Raw genomic sequence first — 19825 nt, 5'->3', positions numbered from 1 at the left:
GGATCGCGCGCCGGGCCCGGGGCTCAGAGGCCGGAGGGATCCTGCTCGGCCAGGTCGGCAAACAGCGTCTCGTTGACGGCGAACACCATGAGGCCGGGGGTCACCGCGGTCGGCAGGTAGAAGTTCGCCCGCTGGTTGTCGTAGTCGAAGTCGACGACGACGCTCGCGGCGAACAGGTCGGGCTGCCGCACGACGCCGGCGGTGTGCATGGCGTTGTACTCATGGACCACCACCGCCCGCGCCTGGGGCGGGGTGACCGCGCCCTGGATCGAGCCCGGGTTGTCCTCCATCATCGCCGCGCGCGGATACGCGCCGAGCAGCGCGTTTTTCATGCGCCGCTTGACGTAGACGCCGCCGAACACCTTGCCGATGTCGAGGAAGCCAGTGTCGGCGAGCCCCGCCGCGTTGGTCTGGTAGGTCGTGATGATGCGGTCGCAGGCGACCTGACCGTCGGGCGTGCGCACGAAGGTCGAGATCCCGTTGCGCAGCAGCGAGTCCCGGTCGGCCGGGGCGAAGTCGTTGTTGGGATCGTGCGACGGTCGCAGGCCCGAGAGGACGATCGTCTGCATCGGCCGCACGATCTCGATCGCGGTCTTGAGGTCGCGCCCGAGGTTCTTCGAGAAGGCCACCGCGCCGGCAAGCGCGCCGATCCAGCACCACAGCGGGTGCGGGACGAGGTTCACGCCGAGGATCGTGGCGTGCGGGTCGTTGCGGCCGTCGCCAAAGGCGGTGAGCGCCGACAGGTTGCCGTTCAGGGCGGTGAAGTAGTGCCCGTCGAGGCCGACCATCGGCGAGGCGCGGCCGGCGCCGATCACCGCGAGGAAGTCCCGCACGTCGTTGAGCTGGCCCGTCGAGGCGTAGGGCGCGCCGATGAAGTCGGCCGGCTGGTTGCCGAACTTGGCGAGCAGCGTCGCCATCACCGCGTCGCCCACGCCGTTGGCCATCGCGGTCACGGTCGCGGTGATGCCGGGGACCTCGGCCTCGTCGCCGTCGAGGCCGGCTAGGATGGTGATGCCGTTGCCCTCGGTGCCGGGATGGTTGGCGGTGAGGGTGACCGAGGTGGCCTGGGCGGTGCCGCCCGCGGCCACGGTCGCCGCGACCGGGGCGCCCATCGCGCGGTTGAACTTGGTGTAGCCGCCCGCGATCTCGGCGACCAGGGCGGCGGCGACCACGGCCGCAGTGTCGCCGGTGTCGACGTTCACGTCGTAGCGCTCGCCGCCGATGTAGCGGGTGAGCGTGCCGGGGCTGGTAGCGGTGCCGGCGAGCGCGACCGTGCCGGAGGCGGCGACGGCACCCGCGATGGCGCCGCGGTCGAGCAGGTAGATCTCGCCCAGCGGGTTCATCTGGCGGGCGTAGAGCAGCATCTCGGCCAGGATCGAGCCGGTGCCGCACAGCACGTTCGGATCGGTGAAGCCGGCGTTGTAGAGCTTCCCGTAGAGTGCCACCGCCGAGCCCGCCTTGGCCGGACCGATCAGCACGAGCGGGGACTTCGACGAGTAGGTCGGGGGGCCGGCGTTGATCTCAGCCGCGAACAGCGGGACGCGGATGTCGCCGGAGACGTAATTGAAGGCGACCTGGGAAGCGACCATGGGCGCGGGCTCCAAAGAGAAGGGCCGCTCGATGGCGGCCCGCGTGGGTGGTTCGGAAGGGTTGGGGGGGGGGCGGCCTCAGCCGTGCGCGGCCTCGGGCGCGGGCTCGGCCTCGACGGCGTGCGCGGCCTCGGGCCCAGCGATCGCCGCAGGTTCGGGCTCGGCCGCGACCTCTGCGATGTCGGTCACGGTGATGTCCTCGCGCATCTCCAGGCGGGCCCAGTAGGCCGACCACGTCACGTCGGCGCCGGTGGGCGGCAGCTTCCGGTTGCGTGCCGGGTCGAGGATGGTCGCGCGCGGGTGCGCGGGCGTGACGTGCTTGCGCATCAAGGGGTCTCCGCGGGCGGGAACGGGAAGGTGATGGCCGGGACCGGATCGTCCGGCACCGGCGTGCCGGTGCCATCCGGGTTGAAGGCGCCGGACTGGATCGGCCTCGGCGGGGTGAGCAGGCCGGCGAGCGCCGCCGCCTCAAGCTTGCACACCATCTCGGCGTAGGAGCCGGGCTTGGCCGCCCGCGCCACCGTGCGCAGCGGGTCGGGCAGCACGGCGTAGGGATCGGTCGGGGACGCGCCCAGGGTGGGGGCGTCGTTCTTGAGTTCCACCCGATAGGTCAGCAGGTGGATCGCGAACTTGACCCCGGTCTCGTCCGTGGCGAAGCGCGCGCTCGACCGCTCCGGGACCCGCCGGAGGACCTGGCGCACCAAGAGGTTCCCCTCGGGCGTCGGCCCGCTGGCGATCGGGTGGACGCGCCCCTGCGTGAGCATCACGTCGGCGCACCACGCGTAGCGGTTGAGCCGCGCCTCGCTCGCGCCATCGATGGCGGGCACGAGGATCTCGGTGCCGGCCTCGCCGTCGAGCGTGGCCCGCAACGCGATCTCCAGGCACAGGTTGCAATGGTCGTTGAACGGCAGGCCGCCGTTGTTGCGGGAGTAGGCCTCGCCCTTCAGCTCCTCGGTGGTCACGACGATCACCGGGATCGGCTGGCTCGCCTTGAAATCCCCGAACGCCGAGTCGTAGATCCGGCCCTGGCACTCGCGCGCGAGCACCGGGTGCGAGTTCAGGGCCGCGATCGTGGCGAGCCGCAGGGCGGTCAGCGCGTAGCTCATCCGACCTCCGCGAGGTGCGCGAACCCGCGCCCGAACTGCTGCGGCACGACCTTGGTGATCGCGTAGCGCCGACCCGTGCGCGTCCGAGTCAGCACATCGTCGGGTTCGACAGCCGTGCCGATCGCGTCGAGCTGCAGGATCGCGATCGGGCACTCGGCCACGATCGGGCGGGTGGTGGAGTCGGCCATGCTGCGTCCGTGGGCGTGCAGCGGCGCCCCCTTGTCGAGGAGCACGGCCTGGACCGGAAGCATCGGCCGGTAGGGGTCGGCGATGGTCGCCTGGTTCACGTCAGGGACCTCAAGGCCGCCGGCGACCGTCATGGTCGGCCGGGTCTGAGGCTCCAGCAGGAACGGCTCCATCTCGTTGAAGTGGACGAGCAGGTCGCTCGACCGCGCGGCCCACGCCGACTCGAACGGGGATGGCATGGGCTCAGCCTCCGGGCCGCGCGGCCGGCTATGATCAGGCGGCGGGCGGGGCCTTGGGGGCCGCGACGGCCTTCGGCTCCTCGTAGAGTTCGGCCTTCTTGGCCTCGATCAGGGCGTCGGCCTCGTCGGCGTCGATCTCGACGGGCGTGCCGGGGGGCACCTCCTTGATGACGTACTTGCCGCCGGTCACGCCGCCGTTGGCGTCGATCGTGAACGGCTTGTGGCCGGCGCCGGGCAGGTGCAGCGTGACGTTGGCGCGGATGGTCTTGGTCGCCATGGGGCGGCTCCGAGTTCGAGGGATCGGTCAGGTCGGCGCGAGCCGGTGGGCGACGGGCGCCCGCGCGAGGTGGGCCGGCGCTCACGCCGGCCCGGTCGAGCCTCAGTTGACGGTCGCGGCCAGCGAGGCGTTGATCCAGCCGAACAGCGGCAGGGGCGCGGAGGCCATGTTCTGCAGCGTGGTGGCCGGCTCCTCGACGTCCCACACCTTGGGGAAGCGCGGCATGGCCTTGAAGCCGGCACGCCGGTCGCGCACGGCGCCGTAGGTCTTGATGCCCTGGAGCGCGTCGACGTTGGCGAGGATCACCGTGTTGTTCGGCATGAACTGCTGAATGTTGCCGGCGTCGTCCTCGTAGAGTTCCTGGTACTGCCAGAAGTCGAACTCGGGCAGCGAGCCGAGGTAGGCGACTTCCTGGCCGACCGCGCCGCCGGTGGTCTTGCCGGCCAGGTCGATGTTGCCGGCGGTCTGGCGGAACGAGTTCATCACCTTCGTGACGGTCGAGGAGTTGATCAGCATGTCGCCGGCCAGCGGGTCGAGCAGGACCGTGCGCGGCTTGAAGCCGGACACGCGCTGCACCTGGGTCGACCACGCGCGGATGTTCTGGAGCGGATCCACCCCGGACTGACCCCAGCGCAGCGCGCCGGTGAGCTGGATCGTCAGGCTCGGATCGCGGCCCATGCTGAGGGTCTTGGACGGGTACTTCGGGCCCTGGCAGATCACGGAGCCGGTGAGCAGGAGCTGGAGCGCCATCCAGATCTCGGTCCGGGTGATCGCGTCGTCCTGCAGCAGCATGTTGTCGAGGATGGTCAGGTCGAAGCGCTGCTCGGGGGTCAGCTCGCCGAGCAGGCGCTCACCGACGCGGCGCTTGAGCGCCTTGAACGGCTCGACCACGTGCTTCGGGCGCACCGTCGGAGGGGTGAAGCTCTTGGTCGAGTAGCCGCGCGAGGGCAGGATCTGCCCCTCGACCGTATCGGCCACGAACGCGGCCAGACGCCGGGCGCGCTGCACCTGGTCGAAGAACACCTCCTCGGTGTCGAACTGCTGGAAGAACTTGAAGAAGGTGTCGAGGATGAACCGGCTCGGCCGGTCGAGGACGCCGAAGGCGCCGAGCAACTGGGCGGTGGAGTTGGTATCGAGCGGCATGAACGCGGGCTCCGAACGCGAAGGGCCCGCGCGGGGCCCTGGAAGGTTGCCGGGAGGGGTGAGGGTCGGGTCAGCCGGGACCGTTCAGGTCGGCCTGGGTTCGGATCAGCCGAGCGTGCCGGCCTTGCGGACGTAGATCTTCGAGCCGGCGGCGCGCAGCGCGGCCTCCAGCGTGTCGATCGTCCAGCTCGGGTCGAGGGTCAGCAGCTCGGCGACGAACTCGCCGTCGTCGTAGCCCGAGCAGGCGACATCGGCCGCCGAGGCGTCGATGTTGAAGGCGAGCACCATCGCCGGGGCCTGGGAGCCGTCGGAGGCCGTCTTGACGCAGGGCACGTACTTGTCGGACGCGGTGATGCGACCGAGCACGGTGCCGCGCATCAGCAGGACGCCCGAGGCATTGGCGCCCGACGCGACGGTGATGGCGCGGTCGCGCTGGTGCTCGCCGGCGCGCAGCGAGGTCGGGTTGTACGGGGGATAATCGGTCATCGCGGCGCTCTCCGGCGGCGGAAGGGGTGGGGGTGAGGCGCGGGCGGCCCGCTCAGCGCAGGCCGATCAGCGCCTTGGCTTCGGCCGCGCCGCGGTCGGCGTCGGACATGTTGGCCGGGTTCTGGCCACCGCTGGCGCCCAGCTCGATCGCCTTCTCGCCGGCCATGTCGGAGGCGAGGTTCGGCTTGGCCGGCTCGGGGGCGGCGGCCTTCGGAGCCTTGGCGAGCGCGGCGAGCGCGGCCGCGGCCGGCAGGTCGCTGTCAAAGGCGAAGTGCTGGGCCAGATCCTCGCGGCCCTTGGCCTCCTCGGAGCCGAGGATCTCCTTGATCCGGGTCTTGGCGTCGGTGGCGCCCGCGGTCTGACCGGCGGTCTGGCCGGCCGCCAGGGCCTCGGCCCGCGCGCTGGCGAGGGCCGCGTCGTGGGCCGCCTGGGTGATGTCGGACATGCTCTCGTCGTCCTCTGCGTCGGTGGAAAGGTCCGCCGCAAAGGCGGCGACGGCGTCCTCCAGGGAGCCGATTGCGTCGGCGAGCCCGACCGTGATGGCTTGGCTCGCCCCATAGGTCAGGGCCTCGGTCGCCCGGACCGCGTCGGGTTCCATCGCCCGGTTGCGGGCGACCGTGTCGACGAACACGGCCATCAGCTCGTCGACCCGCGCCTGCCAGCGCGCCTTGACGTCGTCGGGCAGCGGCTCGGCCGAGTTGCCGTCGACCTTGTGCTTGCCGGCGTAGATGAACGTGATTTTGAGCCCGGCCTTCTCCAGCGCGGCCGAGGCGTCGGTGTGGCTCACCACGATGCCGATCGAGCCGACGGTGCCGGTGCGGGCGACCCAGATCTGGTCGGCGGCCGAGGCGATCGAGTAGGCCGCCGACGCCGCACGCTCGTGGGCGAACGCCCGGAGCGGCTTCTGTCCGCGCGCGGCGAAGATCGCATCGACGAGGTCGAAATTGCCCGCGACCTCGCCGCCCGGGCTGTCACACAGGAAGGCGATCCCCTTGACGCCCGGGTCGGCCAGCCCGCGCTCCAGGGCGCGGCGGATGTAGACGTAGCCGGTGGCGTATGTGGCGACCGCAAAGCTCAGGTTGGCGAGCAGGATGCCCTTGACCGGGATCTGGAGCACGCCGCCCGCGACCACGTAGGGGCGGTAGGCGTTCATCCAGTGGCCGGGCGCGGGCCAGAAGCCGTCATCGGCCACCGCCAGCGCCGCCTGACCGGCGAGCAGGTCGGCGGCGTGCGGATCGGCCACGAGCGCGGCCAGACAGGCGGAGACCTCGCCGGCGGCCGCGCCATCGACGAGGCAGGGCCGGCCCTCGGGGAACAGGGCCGCCATCAGGTTCGACATGGCTGAAAACCTCGGGCGGGCGGCCCGGGGCCGCATCAGGTGTCGTCGTCCTCGGACTTCGGCGCCGCGTCGTTCCCTTCGGCCTTGCGCGCGGGGGTTCCGCGCGCCGCGTCCGGGTCGAGGCCGAGGCGGATGAGGTAGCGGCGCTCGCGCGCCTGCTGCTGGGCATCCTCCTCCCAGTCGGCGCCCTGCTCGGCCGCCTCCCGCTCGCGGGTGGACAGGCCGGCGGCGGTGCGCTCGATCGCGGCGGAGGCCTCTTTCAGCGGGTCGACCCAGCCGCGGGCAGGCCCGATCCACTTGGCCGCGCAGTAGGCCGCCTTCTTCGCCCGGAAGTCCGGTGCGCCCTTCGGGGCTTTGACGATGCCACGGTCGAGCGCCTCCTCCAGCCATGCCGCGTAGATCGGCTGCATGAACTGGGTGGCGAAGTGCTCCTTGCGCGCGGTGAAGCCGCGCCAGACTTCGAGCAGGGCCGCCCGGGCGGACGAGTAGTTCACCTGCCCCCGGTCAATTAAACTTAATTAAAACAATGCGTTAGATAGAAATGTCGCGTTTTTGTCGCGTCGGCTTACGGGTGACGGGCCGTCAGTGGCGGGATCAGTCGCCCCGGATCAAGCAGTGCGGCCGAGGCGTGGATCGCTTTGCGGCTCGTGCCGTCGTCCCGGAACATGTGCCCGTACACGTCCATGGTCATGGCGATCGAGCTGTGCCCCACGAGCGTCTTGATGTTGAACGGCTGCAGCCCGACCGAGGCGAGGATCGACACGTTGAAGTGCCGCAGCGCGTGCAGCGTATAGAGCGGCTTGTCCACCGGGTCGGTAAGGCCTGCCTTTTTAAGAAGCCGCACGAAATTGAACCAAAGCGCGTTCACCTCGAACGGTCTGCCCTTGGCGTTGAGCAGCACGTAGCCGGTCGGCGCTGGGCCGCACTCGACGTGGAGCGCCCGTAGGAACGCCGACACCTGCGGCGCGAGCGGCACCGTCCGGTTGCCCGCCGCGCTCTTCGGCCCCTTGAGACCATCATAGTGCGACTGGCTGTGCCGGACGTGCAGCTCGTCGGCCTCGAAGTCGATGTTCTCCCATTGCAAGGCGCAGATCTCGCCGCGCCGCAGGCCGGCGAAGGTCGAGAGCAGCACGAGGGCGAGCGTCGCCCGGAAGGCGGCGCGCTGCTCACGCGGCTCGCGCCGACAAGCGGCTTCGAGGATGCGGCGCATCTCGTCCTTCGACGGGATCTTTTTGCGCGTCGGGCGGCGGTTCGGCACCCGCAGCGCCCGACCCGTGAGCGGGCTGAGAACTAGTGTGTTCTGCGCCACCGCGAACTTGAGCACCTGCTTGAGCGCCACGCAGATGTTGTCGACCGTGCCCGCCATCAGCGTCTCGGCCTTGGCATTCACAAAGCTCTGCAGGACGGCGAACGTCAGTTCGGGGAGCCGGTGCTGGCCGAGCGCCGGGAGAATGTGAGCGCGCACGCTGCCCCGGTATTTGGCGAGCGTACCGCCGGCCATCTTGTCGTCGATCCGGTGGCGACGCTCACAGTCGTTGAGCCAACGCTCGGCGGCATCGGCGAGCGTCGTCGATTGCGAAGCGGCGACATGCGTGCCGTGATCGAGTTCCTCCTCGATCTTTCGTCGAAGCGCATCGGCATCCTTCTTGAGGCCGCTCTTCGGAGTGGCGCGGCGGCGCTTGCCGCTCGCGTCGGTGTACTCCACCACCCACGGGAATTTGCCCTCGCGGTTCGGTGTCGTGAGCTTGCGAACGCTCGCCATGTCAGCGCCCTCCCTCGATCGGGAACAGGGTGCCCTGCGCGGCCTTAACGTTCGATTCAAGAACCGCCAGCATGGCCGGCGTCATCGGCAGGCCGAGCTTAGGCCACAGCTCACGCGCGGCGGCCTTGCCGTAGCTGCGGCGCGCCTCGGTCACGAGGTTGCAGGCGGTGCCGTAGGCGATATCGGGCGAAGCCTCCGGCTCGGCCGTGACGCCGAAGGCACGCGCCAGCACCCGGTAAGCCTCGCGCTGATAGGCGAGCGCCTTCTCGCGCGTGGACTCATGCCGGATGCGGTTGGTGTCGACGGTGAACAGCCAGCCGTTGACGAGGTCGAGGCGCAGGCATGCCGCCTCCTGCGTGCCGCCCCGGCTAAAAGGTATGGTCATCATGGCCATACCTTCAGACAGGATCGGATCGCGCTTCACCCGGCGGAGCTGCGCAGTCCAGTCGAGGCCCATTGCCTCGACGATCGGCTTGAGGGCGACGTACTCGCCATCTTCGCGGCGGAAGCCGTAAAGTTCGTCTCCACGGAAGTTCACGGTCACGATCTGACCCACGGGAAGTCTCCTAAATTGTCGGAAAATCCGATGATTGGTGGAGCGCGTTCAAACCTGAGCGCCGCACAGGTTTCGAACGAGAAAGGCCCGGCCGCAGGATTGCGGCCGGGCCAAGGTGTCGTCAGACCATGCGCATGAGGTCGAGCATCACGGCGTGGGCCACGTCCATATCGTATGCGTGGCCGCCCTGACGCTTGATATCACTGCGCAAATCGAACCAGCCGCTGTCAGGATCGTCGCTGAGGGCGAACGCCCTCACCTTGAGCAGAACATCCGGCAGTCCGTTGCAGGGTTGGAGTGCGATCGCCGCTCGTAGCTCTCCGCAGGCCGTGATCAGACGACTAGTCTCCTCACTCCAAGTCCGGTCGATACCGTCGAGCCTGTCCATTTCGTCGTGAAGAGCGCGGTGATCGGCCTCGTACTTCTGCACGAGGCGCAGCAGCGAAGTTGATGCTATTGCCGAAGCGGGCTGCGGGATCGGCGCTAGTGGCGCCGCGAGGATGGCGCCGAGGGTGGCGCGGCGGGTCGAGGAGGTCATTGGCTGCCCTCCCCGCTCGGTCGGACCAGATCCCAAGCGCGTTCCCAGTCCCGTTCGACGCGTTCAGCGACGGCACGCATCGCTGGGCCGACGATGAGAAGGCAATCGCTTGGATCGTTGTCGGTAGAGCCCAGCGCGAAGACGACATCCGCCCATTTGATGAGGTCGCGGACATCACCTTCCATGCTGAAGATGAGGCCGGGAAGGTCCTCCCGGCGATGATCTTGGTTCATCGTCCGCCCTCCCCTGCATCGTGCGCCAGGGAGCCTTGCCCGGTGTAGAACGCCTGTTCGCACAAGCCGACCCACTCGGGGGCGTTCGCCTCCATGTCGTGATCTGGCTCGCCGTCCGTATCGGGTTCGCGCTCGTCGTCGCCCTCGGGACCTTCGGCCGGATCGTCCTCCCGGTCGTCGCCGCTGCCATAGGCCCAATCCAGGGCCGGGCCGGCGGTGAACGGGTTCGGCGCGCCTAGGCTCGGCTCGAAGTCCGGATCACCGCCGAGAAGGTCGAGGGTGGCGATGTCCGTCTCGATCCGGTCGGCGAGCGCCCGGCGGAGTGCCAGGAGGCCGGGGTTGCGGGCGAAGTGGGGGTCACTCGCCCGCAGGGTCATGATCGCCTCAGCGAGGCCGCCGGAAGCCGGCAAGGGGTGTGCATGGCGATGGGGGTGCATCAGCGCCTCCCCGCCTTGATCGCCGCGGCGACCTCTTGATCAGCCATCCAGCGCTCAAGGGTGACCTTGCGCACGCAGATGGTCGAGCCGATGCGGAATGACGGGATCAGCCCGCGACTGCATCGGTGTCTCGCCTGCGATTCCCGCATCCCGAGGAAACGGGCGATGTCTGGCACGCCCACGAGGAGCGCGCCCTCGAGCTGGTCGGTGGCCGTCACTTCACTCGGCCTTGGGAGCCGCGCAGTGGGTTGGGCCGTCCGCTCGGCCGCAGCCTGAGCGTCCGCCTCCAGCGCGTCGATGCGCTCGCGCATCTCGGCGATCACGCGATCCCGTTCCTGGAGGGCGATGAAGCCGCCGCCGGTGGCGATCTCCTCCCGCCCGCGCCGGAATTCGGCGAACACCCGCAGGATGCGCGTGCGCGTCGCCGAGGCGACGTTGCCCGACACGAGGTCGCAGACGGCAAGCGCCTGCATCTCGGTCAGCCAGTAGCCAACGAGCGGTCGGCCGTGGTTGCCGCGGGCCGGTGCGGCCCCCGAACTGCTGAGGATGCGGCCGAGGCCCGACAGCGCCGCCCGGTGCGAGCGCACGAGGTTGCGCACCGGCAGCGGGTCGCGGAAGCCGAGCTGGACGCCCACGCGCTCGTCATAGACGCGCGGCTCGCTATCCTGCGCGGTGCTGAGATCAGAGACTGTCAGCGCCACCGTACCGGGGAGCCAAGCGCCCTTGTACTTCGGCCGAACGTGCGGGGCGGCGCCGATCAACGCCACGCGCTGACGGAGTTCGGCTACCTCCGAGGCGAGATGCGCCAGCGTCTGCGCGGCCTCGTGCTCCACCGGGAGCTGTCCCCGCCGGTAGGCGAGGAACACCTCGATAACCGCCTTGCGGACCAGGGCGGCCTGCGGGGTGCGGGAGAGAGCGCAGATGACGAGAGCTTGGCCCTCGTTGAGCCAGTACTCTTTGCCGGGCCGCCCCCTGCCGCTCGGATCGGTGTTTTCCGCCGCCGTGGCGGAAATCTCTCCATGGGTCGAAAGCTCACCGGCGTTCCGGGCGATAAGCGCGCGGATCTTGTGAGGATCTGTGAAGCCCAAGCGATGGGCTAACTCAAGGTCCCGCACGCGGGGTTCTCCATCGGCGTCACGCAACGCGGATGGGTCGAACGCTGATGCACTGCTGTCGTGCACCAGCGCGAGGCTGGTTCTAGTCATCAGGGATCGTCTCTGGGATTCGACCCGGCTTTCCACGGCCGGGGGTTTCCCCCATGGCGGGGAAAACCATGCCAGCGGACAGCGCTGGCGCCGGGAGGGTGGAAACACGCCCAGAGAACGTGCGCGGCGATCTTTACCCCGAGGGGCTGTTGTATCGCGGCCGAGAGTTACCTCTTGACCGTATCGCCGCACTCCCGGCATAGTGAGCCGGTCGCGCTCACCGGGAGGTGAGCACGTTCATTACGGGGCTCTTCACCCGGCAAGGTGACGAACTTCCGCTCTGGACTGAACCGCCAACCCTTGCAGGGGTCCGGTTCGGGAGTTTCCACGCTCCGCAGAAATCATGACACGAACACCCCGCGCCCGGCAAGGCGGCGGGGGTTTCGTGCGTGCGCGCTTGACAGGTTGCGGGGCGCCGCACGACCTGTCCGACCCCCATCTGGCGCCTCCATGGCGCTTTGATACGCAAGCTACGCTTACTGGCGGCGCCTCGTGAAACGGCCAAAAACCCGTGCGGCTTCCCCCACAATGATTGGTTACGATAGAATTCGATTCGTCGCCGCCACAGAGCGACCGTAGGGATGGATGCGCCATGCGACACGCCGAGCAGATTGTGTTCAAGACGGTGTCCGCGACACCGAAGGAATTCGACTTCAATGGTTGCTGGCACAACGAGTTGGGCTCCACGATGGAGCTTAAGGTGGAGGAAGAAAAGCTCACCGGCTCCTACACGAGCAACGTAAGCAACGACGGCGGCCCGACCGAGCCATTCTCGCTGATCGGCACCGTTTCCGGTGACTTGTTTTCTTTTACGGTCAACTGGGGTCCCGAGATTACGACTTGGATTGGCCACCACGTCGAGCAAGACGGCAGTGCGAAACTGCTAACTTTATGGCATATCGTCCAGGCAGTTGCTGACGAGACAGATCCGCAAAAACAGTGGAAGATGATCCTGTCGGGGGCTGACGAGTTCTACCGCTAGATCTGCGAGTTGGTCTGAAACCCTGCCGCCCGGTAAGGCGCGCGCCTTTGCGTTCGCCGCACTCGACTCCCTCAATCCGCGCCGTCATCGTCCTGCTCAGCATCCCGAGGAGGACCGCATGGCCAAGGCTCAAGATGACGGCGCGAACCACTCGCTGCCGATCGCGGCCTTAACAGAGCGCCATCGAGCCGAGCTTGAGGCAATCGGCTGGACGGTGATCCTGTTGAGCGACGAACAAGGCGGCTCGCTCTGCCTGCACGCCACACGCAACGGCGAGGTCGACAAACTTCCGACCGTTATGCTCGCCTATCACCCGATCAAGTACACGCTGGTGCCGGTCGACTCGGGCCGCTTCGAGCGACGCGACGTTCGCCAGATGCTGAAGCCGTGGGCGGTCAACACGCGACGCGGCGGCCAGGGCGGCCAGTGGAAGGACGAGGCGCTGGCCGTCGAGGCGTTCTTACGAGAAGCGTCGACCTTTTCGTGAACGCGGACCCGCCGCGCGGTAAGGAGTGCGAGTTTTTGCGTACTGACCCACTTAACTCCGCGGCGGCAGGGTTATCGTGGCACGCGGCACCTGGTTTCGGCTGCGGTGCTTTGTCGTCCCACGATGAGCTATGGCTCCCTCAGAAAATGCAAATCTTTCGCAACCTACGCAGTACGGAGGAACGCTGGTGCGCAGAATGAAAAGCTGGCTTCAGCCGCTCGCAGCGCAATTGTATGTTCCGCTCAGAGGCTTACATCAAGCAACTCGCCAGCGGCGCGCGGCGCACGAATTGAGGGTCTAGTATGTCATCAGCCGCAGGCGCTGTGTCTTTGGGATATGAACTGATAAAAATCGCAAAGCGAGAAGGTTGGTTTGAAGACGCGTTAGATTATTTCCGCACCAAGCACAAAGTATTGCTTCTTGGGTCGAGTGGCGTTGGCAAGACACAATTCGGAGACTCAATTAATAACCCGCAGTCAACACCACTGTCGATCGCAAATCGGACCGAGTTCGCGAATGAAGGTAGATATGATATTGGAGGCTTACTGTTTGAACTGACCGATACCCCAGGTCAATTAGAGCATCAAGAGCGTCGACGTCGCGCGCTAGCTAAATCTATTCGCGAAGGATTTGGTGGAGTTGCTAACTTTGTTTGTTATGGATACCATGAATACGGAGTGCCGGCCGCCTCTGTACTGAAAGACGAGGGTGTTATATTGGAATATTTGAGCGAACATCGGCAAAAGGAAATAGAACTTCTGTCCGAATGGGCGACCGTAATGACTTCGGAGTGGGTTCTTACTGTAGTTACTAAAGCCGATATTTGGTGGGATAGCCGCGAGGAGGTTCTAGATTATTATACCAAAGGTCCATATGCCCACCGAATCCAAAATTTATTCCCTGGCAGCATTCACATTGTTAGACCATATTCTTCGTTATCAGAGAGATTCTACGGTAAGATTGGAGGTTCGAGCGAGTTCGGAGATAAAACCCGCCGCGACATGAGGAACGAGGTGCTTCGCGTTTTCACCGAATCGACGCGTCAAATTGGCGGAAAATAATTATGATGCTTGAGACCGACTCTCCTGAGATCGATGAATATCTTGGGCGCCTAACCAAGATTACGCAGTTGCTTAGATCAAAAGCAACAACCTTAGTTGGTTTGGGCTGTTTGAATCTAGGGTTGTTAGGGATAGCATTTCTTGATTACCGTGGGGCCATAAATGTGCCCGCCATTATGTTGGTCACAACAGAAACCATTGTATTCATGGCAATTTATGCTTATATATTCAGTTTTGAATTATCTGTTAGGGCTGGAGACACGATTTACAACGAAATAAGTGACGAACTTCAGTGGGATATCAGAGTGAAGTTCAGAACATCTAGTAGTGACGCTCCTGCTTCCAGACCCGTCATGAAGCATCGTGTGATACTGCGGGATTTCATCAAGAGTTCTGATTTGCCCTTTATGCAGGGCCAAAAAGGCAGAGCCGTGTGGATGCTCGAATCATTATTGATATGGATAAGTGTAGTTCTACTTATTAGGCTGTAATGTATCCTGTTGTTGACAAGTCTTCATATTGTCGACTATTCGATGGACGCTGCTTTTTCCGATGCCCAATTGCGCTGCAATCGCGCTCAAACTTAGCCCTTTGATCGCCAGGGCTTCAATCTCTGCTGTCTTTGCCCGCGCCGTCGGCTTCCGGCCCTTGTAAAGGCCGGCGACCTTTGCCTTGGTGATCCCCTCGCGCTGACGCTCAAGCATCATCTCCCGCTCGAACTGCGCCACGCCGCCGAGCACTGCTAACATCAGCTTGCCGGTGGGTGTGCCGGTGTCGACCCCGAGATTGGCGACCCGCAGGGCTATGCTCTTGGCTGTAAGGGCGTCGAGAAGCGCGCCGAGGTGAGTGACCGAGCGTGCAAGCCGATCGAGTTTGGTCACCACCAACGTGTCACCCTCGCGCAGGAAGGCAAGTGCTGCGTCGAGCTGCGGCCGGATGCCGACCGCCGACACCTGCTCTTGGAACAGCCGCTCGCAGCCGAGAGCCGTCAGGTCGCGGATCTGCGCGTCGAGGCCCGCCTCCTGGTCAAGCGTCGAGGTGCGGGCGTAGCCAACAAGCATGGCAGGTTCGTCCGTTCCGATAGGGTTTGAGAGTTGATGCGCCGAACCGTTCCATAGCTGGTCAGGACTTCAACGGGACGGCAGATGCCAAGGCGGCGTTCCGTTGACGACCGTTCCACTAGGGCCTGCCTTATCGGAACAACCAACATACGGCTGTAGGTACCTAGAATTCCCTGTGGTCACAGCCATCTACGGTTTGCATTCAGGCGTGGCGAATCGGGCTCAGAAGTCTTGGCCTATTTAATTTGAGGATGTCGATCAGATGGCAGTTTGGTTCATCGTACGAGTCGAGCTTCATAAGGATCCCAACGGTCCTGTGATCTCAAGTGAGGAGTACAATGATCTGCATAATTTAATGCAGCAGAGTCATTTCTCTCGCCAAGTAGTGGCCGATGATGGGACGGTCTATCAGCTCCCTCCGGCTGAGTATTTCTTCAACGGCCGCGATAATGTCACAGCTGCGGTGTTGCGCGACATTCTAGAATCTATTCTACAGTACTTCAGACTAAACTCATCAATACTGGTAACAGAGACGCACTCGCTAGCTTGGGCAGGTTTGGCTCCAGTCCGTCACGCTACTGGGATACCCCCCCGCTGATTCCGCAATCAGCCGCTCTGATGTCCAGTGTACCCTATCGTACACGGACATCCTGCTGTAAAAGCACAGTGAAAATGGCAAATCTGGTTATGGAATGATGGATGCCACACACACCGAACCTTAGTTCATTATCTTTGGCAGCGACCACTCCGGGGCAACTAGTATCCTTTGGCGACCGTGGCGCTAATCGCATGGCTGTTGTCATACAACCTGTGAGCGGTCAGGCAACGGCGGATTTGGTTTTGCTTCCTCACCCAAAGGTTGATCCGGCGGAAGCATATGCCTATTTTCCAATGCATTTTTTCACGGGCATATCTGCTTTGGTGTATGACGATCCGATCATACAAGTGGCGCCTGACGCTTCAGATGTTGAGTACGACCAGCATCAAAGTAGACGCGGTGGCTGGTTGTATCTCATTGAACGAGAATTTTTTATCTGCGCAACTTCGCCTTCGGGCATATTACCTGCTCAAAGGCGGCTTTTCAGCTTGAACGATGGTAGGCAATTGATCGGACATCAAGGTTCAATAGTTGGCTTCCGAGCGTGGCGATTCGCGACACCTTTAACCGAGCAGGCCCCGGTAATCCTGTTCGACTCGACAAAGTAGGTCGCTGCAGAGATTGAGAGCAGCGCCGCGTCAGCAGGCTACACCCTGCCGTACAACCGTCCCGTCAATGTCACCGCCTCGCGCGGGCCGTCGCGCTCGGTCCTTAACGACCGAAGCGCCGCCGTTGTACTCCGCGGCCGCATGGCCGGACGTCAGGCCCTCACGCTTCCGCGCAGGCCGCCATAGGGCGCCCCGTAGAAGGTGGTGGAGCCTCCGCTGCTGACGTTCTCGATCGCCTGCAGGAAGTGCGCGCCGAGCAAGTTGCCGGACCAAGAGGCCACTACATCGGTGAACTGAACGCTCGATGAGCTGTTGGCGCCGGTGCCGTTGATGGCACTGGGCGCGGCAGCCGTCGTGCTGTCCAGCCCCAAAGACGTTACCGCGGTGAGCGTGCTGGCCGGGTTGCAGTTTGTCTTGTAGGTGGCCTCGACGGCATCTTCCGTGACGCCGACGACGAACGTGATCCGGTTGCTGTTGCTGCCGTTAATCGAACGGAGACCGTTGCCGCCGGCGTAAGACCAGCTCGCCGTAGTGTCCTGCACGAACGGCCGGAAGAGCCGCCGCTCGAAGGCGTTCCAGACGTTGAGGATGGCCGCCTGCGAGCCATTGGAAGCTGAACCGCCAAGGCTCCACGACACCGTGGCGCCGCTCAGATCCGTGGCGATGGTGCCGACGTACACGCCCATGCCGGCGGCCGGGCCGTTCGTGATCGAGAACGCGTTGACGAGGGCGCCGAAGACCCGGGTGAGCGCGGTCGAGCCGGCCCCGGTGCCGCGCGCCGTGTTCGATCCCGCACCGGCACCGGCCGACCAAGCCGGGCCGCGCGTGACGCGGAACGTACCGCCGTCATTCCAGGCGAAGTAATCGTAGACCTGCCCGGCCGCCGCCGCGCTCGGGCTCTTCGTGGCGTCGGAGAGGGCCTGGGAGACCTCGCTGAAGAACGCCGGCACGGGCGGCGTCGAGAGACCTGTTCCGACCAGGGCCAAACGACCGAGTGGGGTATAGTAGACCGTGCTGGCTGCAGAGACGGCGGAGGTCATCACCGGCGTGCCGGAGGTCAGCGTCAGGCGCCCTTGGGGTTGCGTCATCAGGCCGAGGCTCGCCTGCGCGGCGATCGGGCTCGACACGTCCGACAGGTTGTTGGCGGCGAGCAGCGCCCCGGCGCCGACGAGGCCGGTGTAGCCGGTGGGCCAAGCGCCGCCGGCCTTCGGCCCGTAGAGCCGGGTGTTGGCCGTGTCGAGGTAGAAGTCGCCGTTGGCGCCGAGGCTGTTGGCCGGTGCGCCGGAACCGTTCTGGATCCCGTTCCCGGCCGCGCCGGCCGGGGCGAGCGGGAGCCAGTATCCGGCGGCGAGGTCGGTGGCGAAGGACGCCGAGGCGATGTTGGAGACGGCGCAGACGTAGGACCCGCCGTTGACCGAGACGGTCGTGGCGGGCGCGGAGGCCACGCACAGGAGCCCCTGGGCCCAAGGCACGATCGGCGCGTAGGCCGCGGGTCCGGCCGCGCCGACATCGCCGCGGGGAATGATGAGGTCGATGACTTGGTTGGGTGCCGTGCCGGAAACGGTCGCGGAGGCGGCGGACCCGGCGGGCCCGGTCAGGATGGACCGGATCGTGAGAACGTTGGCCGGGCCGGGCGCGCCGCCCGGGCCGCTCATGAACAGGCGCTTACTGGGACCAGGCATCGTTTCAATCCTCTTCGATGCGAGCCACGGAACCGCAAAAACGAAAGCCCCACCCGGGGTGCCGGGCGGGGCTCAATCGATTTGGGTGTCTGATGAAGTGACCGCCTACCCGATTTCGGTCTGCAGCATGCTGACCCCGACGTTGCCGCGAACCGGACCGTCATCGAAGCGGCGCATTTTCTTCACCCGAGCGCTATCACGGCCGGAGCCGGTCAACTCGATGGTGTGGTGGGTACGGACCGACATCTGCTCCATGCGCTCGGCTGCGGCATGCATGCGGTCGGCCGCCGCCTGCATGTCGGCCGCCGAGCCTCCGCCGGATCCATAGCGCGGCACGTCGGGCACGGCGCGGTCTGGCATCCTGGTCGGAATCGAGCGGATTGCGCCGGAGGGTATCCGCATCGTCCCGTTGCCGAGGTCGAGCCCTGGCTGTCCGTCGAGACCTTTCAGGAATGCGGATCGAGGGGCAGCCGGGTACTTGGTCCCTTTGGATCGATTGCGATATTTTGTGAGCTTCTTGCAAGGTAGTAGGATTCCAGTTAAGATTTGCAGAGCCGTTCATGAGGTGAGTCATGGGCCCTTATCGTCGGCAATTGATCTCAGGGTGCGTAAGCACTATTGCATTGAATATTTTTGCTCTCAGATCATTTGCCCAAAGCGATAATTATGACAGAGAGGGCCTAGGACTTGCACTCGTAAAATTCGATCTAAATGTAATATTTGGCGGCATTTCAGCGGCAATCGCGGCTGTTCAGGCTTTGAGAGACTATTTTTTTTCGACCGATAAAGTGCAAAGTCATTACGTCTGCTCGATTTCACCGTATCAATTGAGCAACTTTGAGCATCAATCTTTCATCGTTTCGGTGTACTTATATAATATGGATCTCATGCCGGTGATCGATGGCGGCAACGGCGGCGCATTGTATCAGGCCCAAGCGTATGTCAAAAATCCAACACGGAAGAACGCGGGGGAATTTCAAAATGCACTGTCTCTGCTAATTGAACAAGTAGTTCAGTTTCTAGATAGTGCGAAAGCTTTTAATCTTTTGTACGCGAGTATTGACTTTGAGGACGCACGCGCGAACATTGCGATAGTAGAGGATGCGCTAAATTCTATTAAATACGCAAGATCTATGCTTTCTACAGGTATACCATCGAATGGGAAGCTTCCCGCTCAACCAGTGAATACGCTCGTATCAAGCATGGTTTCTGCAACCACTGCGCTATTCAAATCACGCGACACATGTCGACAGCTTCGGGAAAAGCGTCAACAAGCTAAATGCTGATAGCAAAAGCAGATGCGTGTGTCGTAAATGTATTTTTTGGAGAATTGATAATATCGAATCAATTTTTAGCTTTTAGCTTTCGCGGGTTATAGAGCTAGTGTTGGCTATTATCCCCAAATAGATTAAAATTATAGTTGAAAGACGCATTGATTCCGAATGGTTTTTTGTCAATCCCTGGAGGGGCGCGGCCGTGTCCAGCTTGACTGCCATATCCGGTCGAGAGCCGGTGCGGGGCGCAGAGCTGGACTTCCCGATATTCGACGGGCCGCGGGCGCCGTCAGAGAGTGCCCCGCACTTCGTGCGGCCGTTCGGCCGTCATTCCTTCCCGAGGAGGCGGCGCGCCTCGGCGGCGCCAGCCGCGGCATCGGATCCACCGGCCGCCAGACCAGTGCCCTGCGCCGCGCGGTTGGCGCGCTGCTCCTCCGGCGTGCCTATCAGCTCGATCACCGCGGCCTCGCCCCGGGCGCGGTGTTCATCGGCGGTGCTGGACGCGGCCGGACGTGGGGCAGTGGTGGCCTCGAAGGGAGAAGCCATAGCCTCGCCGGAGAGCAGGGCGCGGGCCGCAGCGGCGCCGCGGTCGTGATCTGTCTCGTGCTGGCTCTTGCCCTGGCCCTGCGGATGGTTCTGCGCGGCACTGGAGACGGGGACGGTCGCGCGGGGCGCGGGTCCGCTAATCTCGGCGGCACCGGTCGGCGTGACGCCTTGGCTCCTGGGCTCCGTCTGCCGGTACGGTCGCGCCTCGTCTTGGGTGCGCCGCGCGGCGTGCGCCTCAGCGTTGGCCTTGATCTGAGCCTCGGCTGCGGCCTTCAGCTTGTCCCGGTAGGCCGGGGTTTTCACCTCGCCCACGGTGGCGGGTTGAGGGATCGGGAGCTGTTGTGCCCCGTAGGCCGCAGCCGGGATCTTGATTCCCCACGGGTTGGCCGGGACGGCGGCGAATACGTTGGTCATGGTCACTGCACTCCAG

Annotated in this window: 25 protein-coding genes; 6 read left to right on the top strand and 19 right to left on the bottom strand. The window is 64.7% G+C overall.

All coding sequences use genetic code 11. The features are described 5' to 3' along the window. Positions 1-23 precede the first annotated feature (23 nt). The 15 genes from AC3IF3_RS20745 to AC3IF3_RS20675 form a co-directional block, all read right to left on the bottom strand. Positions 24-1589, bottom strand: a complete 1566-nt coding sequence (locus AC3IF3_RS20745; RefSeq protein WP_489230140.1) for a phage tail sheath subtilisin-like domain-containing protein — start codon at positions 1587-1589, stop codon at positions 24-26. Between the two features lie 78 nt (positions 1590-1667). Beyond that, positions 1668-1916: a hypothetical protein gene (locus AC3IF3_RS20740; RefSeq protein ID WP_489230139.1), complete on the bottom strand. Its 249-nt coding sequence runs from the start codon at positions 1914-1916 to the stop codon at positions 1668-1670. Then, positions 1916-2695, bottom strand: a complete 780-nt coding sequence (locus tag AC3IF3_RS20735; protein ID WP_489230138.1) for a hypothetical protein — start codon at positions 2693-2695, stop codon at positions 1916-1918. Before AC3IF3_RS20735 ends, AC3IF3_RS20740 begins: the two co-directional genes overlap by 1 nt. Further along, positions 2692-3120 (bottom strand): hypothetical protein, encoded by a 429-nt coding sequence (locus tag AC3IF3_RS20730; RefSeq protein ID WP_489230137.1) that lies wholly within the window; start codon positions 3118-3120, stop codon positions 2692-2694. The genes AC3IF3_RS20735 and AC3IF3_RS20730 overlap by 4 nt, the downstream gene beginning before the upstream one ends. A 34-nt stretch (positions 3121-3154) precedes the next feature. Further along, positions 3155-3397: a hypothetical protein gene (locus AC3IF3_RS20725; RefSeq protein ID WP_489230136.1), complete on the bottom strand. Its 243-nt coding sequence runs from the start codon at positions 3395-3397 to the stop codon at positions 3155-3157. Between the two features lie 102 nt (positions 3398-3499). Beyond that, entirely contained in the window at positions 3500-4540 is a 1041-nt protein-coding gene (locus tag AC3IF3_RS20720) for a major capsid protein (protein WP_489230135.1), read from the bottom strand. A gap of 105 nt (positions 4541-4645) precedes the next feature. Then, complete coding sequence (locus AC3IF3_RS20715; protein WP_489230134.1) at positions 4646-5026, bottom strand: head decoration protein; 381 nt, start codon at positions 5024-5026, stop codon at positions 4646-4648. 52 nt (positions 5027-5078) lie between these two features. Beyond that, on the bottom strand, positions 5079-6365 hold the full coding sequence (locus tag AC3IF3_RS20710; RefSeq protein WP_489230133.1) for a S49 family peptidase: 1287 nt from the start codon (positions 6363-6365) through the stop codon (positions 5079-5081). Between the two features lie 35 nt (positions 6366-6400). Continuing rightward, a complete protein-coding gene (locus AC3IF3_RS20705; protein WP_489230132.1) occupies positions 6401-6859 on the bottom strand; it encodes a hypothetical protein in 459 nt (152 codons plus the stop codon). A gap of 71 nt (positions 6860-6930) precedes the next feature. After that, positions 6931-8127, bottom strand: coding sequence for a tyrosine-type recombinase/integrase (locus AC3IF3_RS20700; RefSeq protein ID WP_489230131.1), 1197 nt, complete (start codon positions 8125-8127; stop codon positions 6931-6933). Between the two features lies 1 nt (position 8128). After that, the gene (locus tag AC3IF3_RS20695; protein ID WP_489230130.1) at positions 8129-8683 is read right to left on the bottom strand and encodes a phage antirepressor N-terminal domain-containing protein; all 555 of its coding nucleotides are present in this window, start codon (positions 8681-8683) and stop codon (positions 8129-8131) included. Positions 8684-8804: 121 nt separating this feature from the next. Next, on the bottom strand, positions 8805-9221 hold the full coding sequence (locus AC3IF3_RS20690; protein WP_489230129.1) for a hypothetical protein: 417 nt from the start codon (positions 9219-9221) through the stop codon (positions 8805-8807). Then, positions 9218-9454 (bottom strand): hypothetical protein, encoded by a 237-nt coding sequence (locus tag AC3IF3_RS20685; protein WP_489230128.1) that lies wholly within the window; start codon positions 9452-9454, stop codon positions 9218-9220. Before AC3IF3_RS20685 ends, AC3IF3_RS20690 begins: the two co-directional genes overlap by 4 nt. After that, on the bottom strand, positions 9451-9891 hold the full coding sequence (locus AC3IF3_RS20680) for a hypothetical protein (protein WP_489230127.1): 441 nt from the start codon (positions 9889-9891) through the stop codon (positions 9451-9453). The genes AC3IF3_RS20685 and AC3IF3_RS20680 overlap by 4 nt, the downstream gene beginning before the upstream one ends. Continuing rightward, complete coding sequence (locus tag AC3IF3_RS20675) at positions 9891-11132, bottom strand: helix-turn-helix domain-containing protein (protein ID WP_489230126.1); 1242 nt, start codon at positions 11130-11132, stop codon at positions 9891-9893. Before AC3IF3_RS20675 ends, AC3IF3_RS20680 begins: the two co-directional genes overlap by 1 nt. Positions 11133-11688: 556 nt before the next feature. Between AC3IF3_RS20675 and AC3IF3_RS20670 the strand changes: the two genes are divergently transcribed. The 4 genes from AC3IF3_RS20670 (at position 11689) to AC3IF3_RS20655 (ending at position 14117) form a co-directional block, all read left to right on the top strand. Further along, positions 11689-12078: an avidin/streptavidin family protein gene (locus AC3IF3_RS20670; protein WP_489230125.1), complete on the top strand. Its 390-nt coding sequence runs from the start codon at positions 11689-11691 to the stop codon at positions 12076-12078. A 118-nt stretch (positions 12079-12196) separates the two neighbouring features. Continuing rightward, entirely contained in the window at positions 12197-12565 is a 369-nt protein-coding gene (locus tag AC3IF3_RS20665) for a hypothetical protein (RefSeq protein ID WP_489230124.1), read from the top strand. A gap of 302 nt (positions 12566-12867) precedes the next feature. After that, a complete protein-coding gene (locus AC3IF3_RS20660; protein WP_489230123.1) occupies positions 12868-13626 on the top strand; it encodes a GTPase domain-containing protein in 759 nt (252 codons plus the stop codon). A gap of 2 nt (positions 13627-13628) precedes the next feature. Then, the gene (locus AC3IF3_RS20655) at positions 13629-14117 is read left to right on the top strand and encodes a hypothetical protein (RefSeq protein ID WP_489230122.1); all 489 of its coding nucleotides are present in this window, start codon (positions 13629-13631) and stop codon (positions 14115-14117) included. On the opposite strand, the gene AC3IF3_RS20650 is transcribed toward AC3IF3_RS20655, so the two are convergent. Further along, positions 14100-14687 (bottom strand): recombinase family protein, encoded by a 588-nt coding sequence (locus tag AC3IF3_RS20650; RefSeq protein ID WP_489230121.1) that lies wholly within the window; start codon positions 14685-14687, stop codon positions 14100-14102. The two genes, AC3IF3_RS20655 and AC3IF3_RS20650, sit on opposite strands and share 18 nt — an antisense overlap. Before the next feature lie 699 nt (positions 14688-15386). Between AC3IF3_RS20650 and AC3IF3_RS20645 the strand changes: the two genes are divergently transcribed. After that, complete coding sequence (locus AC3IF3_RS20645) at positions 15387-15893, top strand: hypothetical protein (RefSeq protein ID WP_489230120.1); 507 nt, start codon at positions 15387-15389, stop codon at positions 15891-15893. A gap of 152 nt (positions 15894-16045) precedes the next feature. On the opposite strand, the gene AC3IF3_RS20640 is transcribed toward AC3IF3_RS20645, so the two are convergent. Both AC3IF3_RS20640 and AC3IF3_RS20635 read right to left on the bottom strand, forming a co-directional pair. After that, positions 16046-17575, bottom strand: coding sequence for a hypothetical protein (locus tag AC3IF3_RS20640; protein ID WP_489230119.1), 1530 nt, complete (start codon positions 17573-17575; stop codon positions 16046-16048). Between the two features lie 105 nt (positions 17576-17680). Continuing rightward, positions 17681-17920: a hypothetical protein gene (locus AC3IF3_RS20635; RefSeq protein WP_489230118.1), complete on the bottom strand. Its 240-nt coding sequence runs from the start codon at positions 17918-17920 to the stop codon at positions 17681-17683. A gap of 227 nt (positions 17921-18147) precedes the next feature. On the opposite strand from AC3IF3_RS20635, the gene AC3IF3_RS20630 reads away from it, so the two are divergent. Further along, positions 18148-18861, top strand: a complete 714-nt coding sequence (locus tag AC3IF3_RS20630; protein WP_489230117.1) for a hypothetical protein — start codon at positions 18148-18150, stop codon at positions 18859-18861. A 315-nt stretch (positions 18862-19176) separates the two neighbouring features. Here AC3IF3_RS20630 and AC3IF3_RS20625 read toward each other — a convergent pair whose 3' ends face one another. Then, the gene (locus AC3IF3_RS20625; protein ID WP_489230116.1) at positions 19177-19815 is read right to left on the bottom strand and encodes a hypothetical protein; all 639 of its coding nucleotides are present in this window, start codon (positions 19813-19815) and stop codon (positions 19177-19179) included. Positions 19816-19825 lie beyond the last annotated feature (10 nt).

Source organism: Methylobacterium sp. J-118, from assembly GCF_057836565.1.
The sequence above is the reverse complement of the archived record's forward strand: the minus strand, read 5'-3'. Positions and strand labels throughout refer to the sequence as shown.

What these genes read in the sequence shown, in the direction of transcription:
- AC3IF3_RS20730 (WP_489230137.1), bottom strand. Translation starts at nt 3,120, where the DNA reads ATGCCATCCCCGTTCGAGTCGGCGTGGGCCGCGCGGTCGAGCGACCTG.
- AC3IF3_RS20725 (WP_489230136.1), bottom strand. Translation starts at nt 3,397, where the DNA reads ATGGCGACCAAGACCATCCGCGCCAACGTCACGCTGCACCTGCCCGGC.
- AC3IF3_RS20690 (WP_489230129.1), bottom strand. Translation starts at nt 9,221, where the DNA reads ATGACCTCCTCGACCCGCCGCGCCACCCTCGGCGCCATCCTCGCGGCG.
- AC3IF3_RS20660 (WP_489230123.1), top strand. Translation starts at nt 12,868, where the DNA reads ATGTCATCAGCCGCAGGCGCTGTGTCTTTGGGATATGAACTGATAAAA.
- AC3IF3_RS20735 (WP_489230138.1), bottom strand. Translation starts at nt 2,695, where the DNA reads ATGAGCTACGCGCTGACCGCCCTGCGGCTCGCCACGATCGCGGCCCTG.
- AC3IF3_RS20630 (WP_489230117.1), top strand. Translation starts at nt 18,148, where the DNA reads ATGGGCCCTTATCGTCGGCAATTGATCTCAGGGTGCGTAAGCACTATT.
- AC3IF3_RS20685 (WP_489230128.1), bottom strand. Translation starts at nt 9,454, where the DNA reads ATGAACCAAGATCATCGCCGGGAGGACCTTCCCGGCCTCATCTTCAGC.
- AC3IF3_RS20700 (WP_489230131.1), bottom strand. Translation starts at nt 8,127, where the DNA reads ATGGCGAGCGTTCGCAAGCTCACGACACCGAACCGCGAGGGCAAATTC.
- AC3IF3_RS20670 (WP_489230125.1), top strand. Translation starts at nt 11,689, where the DNA reads ATGCGACACGCCGAGCAGATTGTGTTCAAGACGGTGTCCGCGACACCG.
- AC3IF3_RS20745 (WP_489230140.1), bottom strand. Translation starts at nt 1,589, where the DNA reads ATGGTCGCTTCCCAGGTCGCCTTCAATTACGTCTCCGGCGACATCCGC.
- AC3IF3_RS20640 (WP_489230119.1), bottom strand. Translation starts at nt 17,575, where the DNA reads ATGCCTGGTCCCAGTAAGCGCCTGTTCATGAGCGGCCCGGGCGGCGCG.
- AC3IF3_RS20715 (WP_489230134.1), bottom strand. Translation starts at nt 5,026, where the DNA reads ATGACCGATTATCCCCCGTACAACCCGACCTCGCTGCGCGCCGGCGAG.
- AC3IF3_RS20720 (WP_489230135.1), bottom strand. Translation starts at nt 4,540, where the DNA reads ATGCCGCTCGATACCAACTCCACCGCCCAGTTGCTCGGCGCCTTCGGC.
- AC3IF3_RS20655 (WP_489230122.1), top strand. Translation starts at nt 13,629, where the DNA reads ATGATGCTTGAGACCGACTCTCCTGAGATCGATGAATATCTTGGGCGC.
- AC3IF3_RS20645 (WP_489230120.1), top strand. Translation starts at nt 15,387, where the DNA reads ATGCCACACACACCGAACCTTAGTTCATTATCTTTGGCAGCGACCACT.
- AC3IF3_RS20650 (WP_489230121.1), bottom strand. Translation starts at nt 14,687, where the DNA reads ATGCTTGTTGGCTACGCCCGCACCTCGACGCTTGACCAGGAGGCGGGC.
- AC3IF3_RS20710 (WP_489230133.1), bottom strand. Translation starts at nt 6,365, where the DNA reads ATGTCGAACCTGATGGCGGCCCTGTTCCCCGAGGGCCGGCCCTGCCTC.
- AC3IF3_RS20740 (WP_489230139.1), bottom strand. Translation starts at nt 1,916, where the DNA reads ATGCGCAAGCACGTCACGCCCGCGCACCCGCGCGCGACCATCCTCGAC.
- AC3IF3_RS20665 (WP_489230124.1), top strand. Translation starts at nt 12,197, where the DNA reads ATGGCCAAGGCTCAAGATGACGGCGCGAACCACTCGCTGCCGATCGCG.
- AC3IF3_RS20680 (WP_489230127.1), bottom strand. Translation starts at nt 9,891, where the DNA reads ATGCACCCCCATCGCCATGCACACCCCTTGCCGGCTTCCGGCGGCCTC.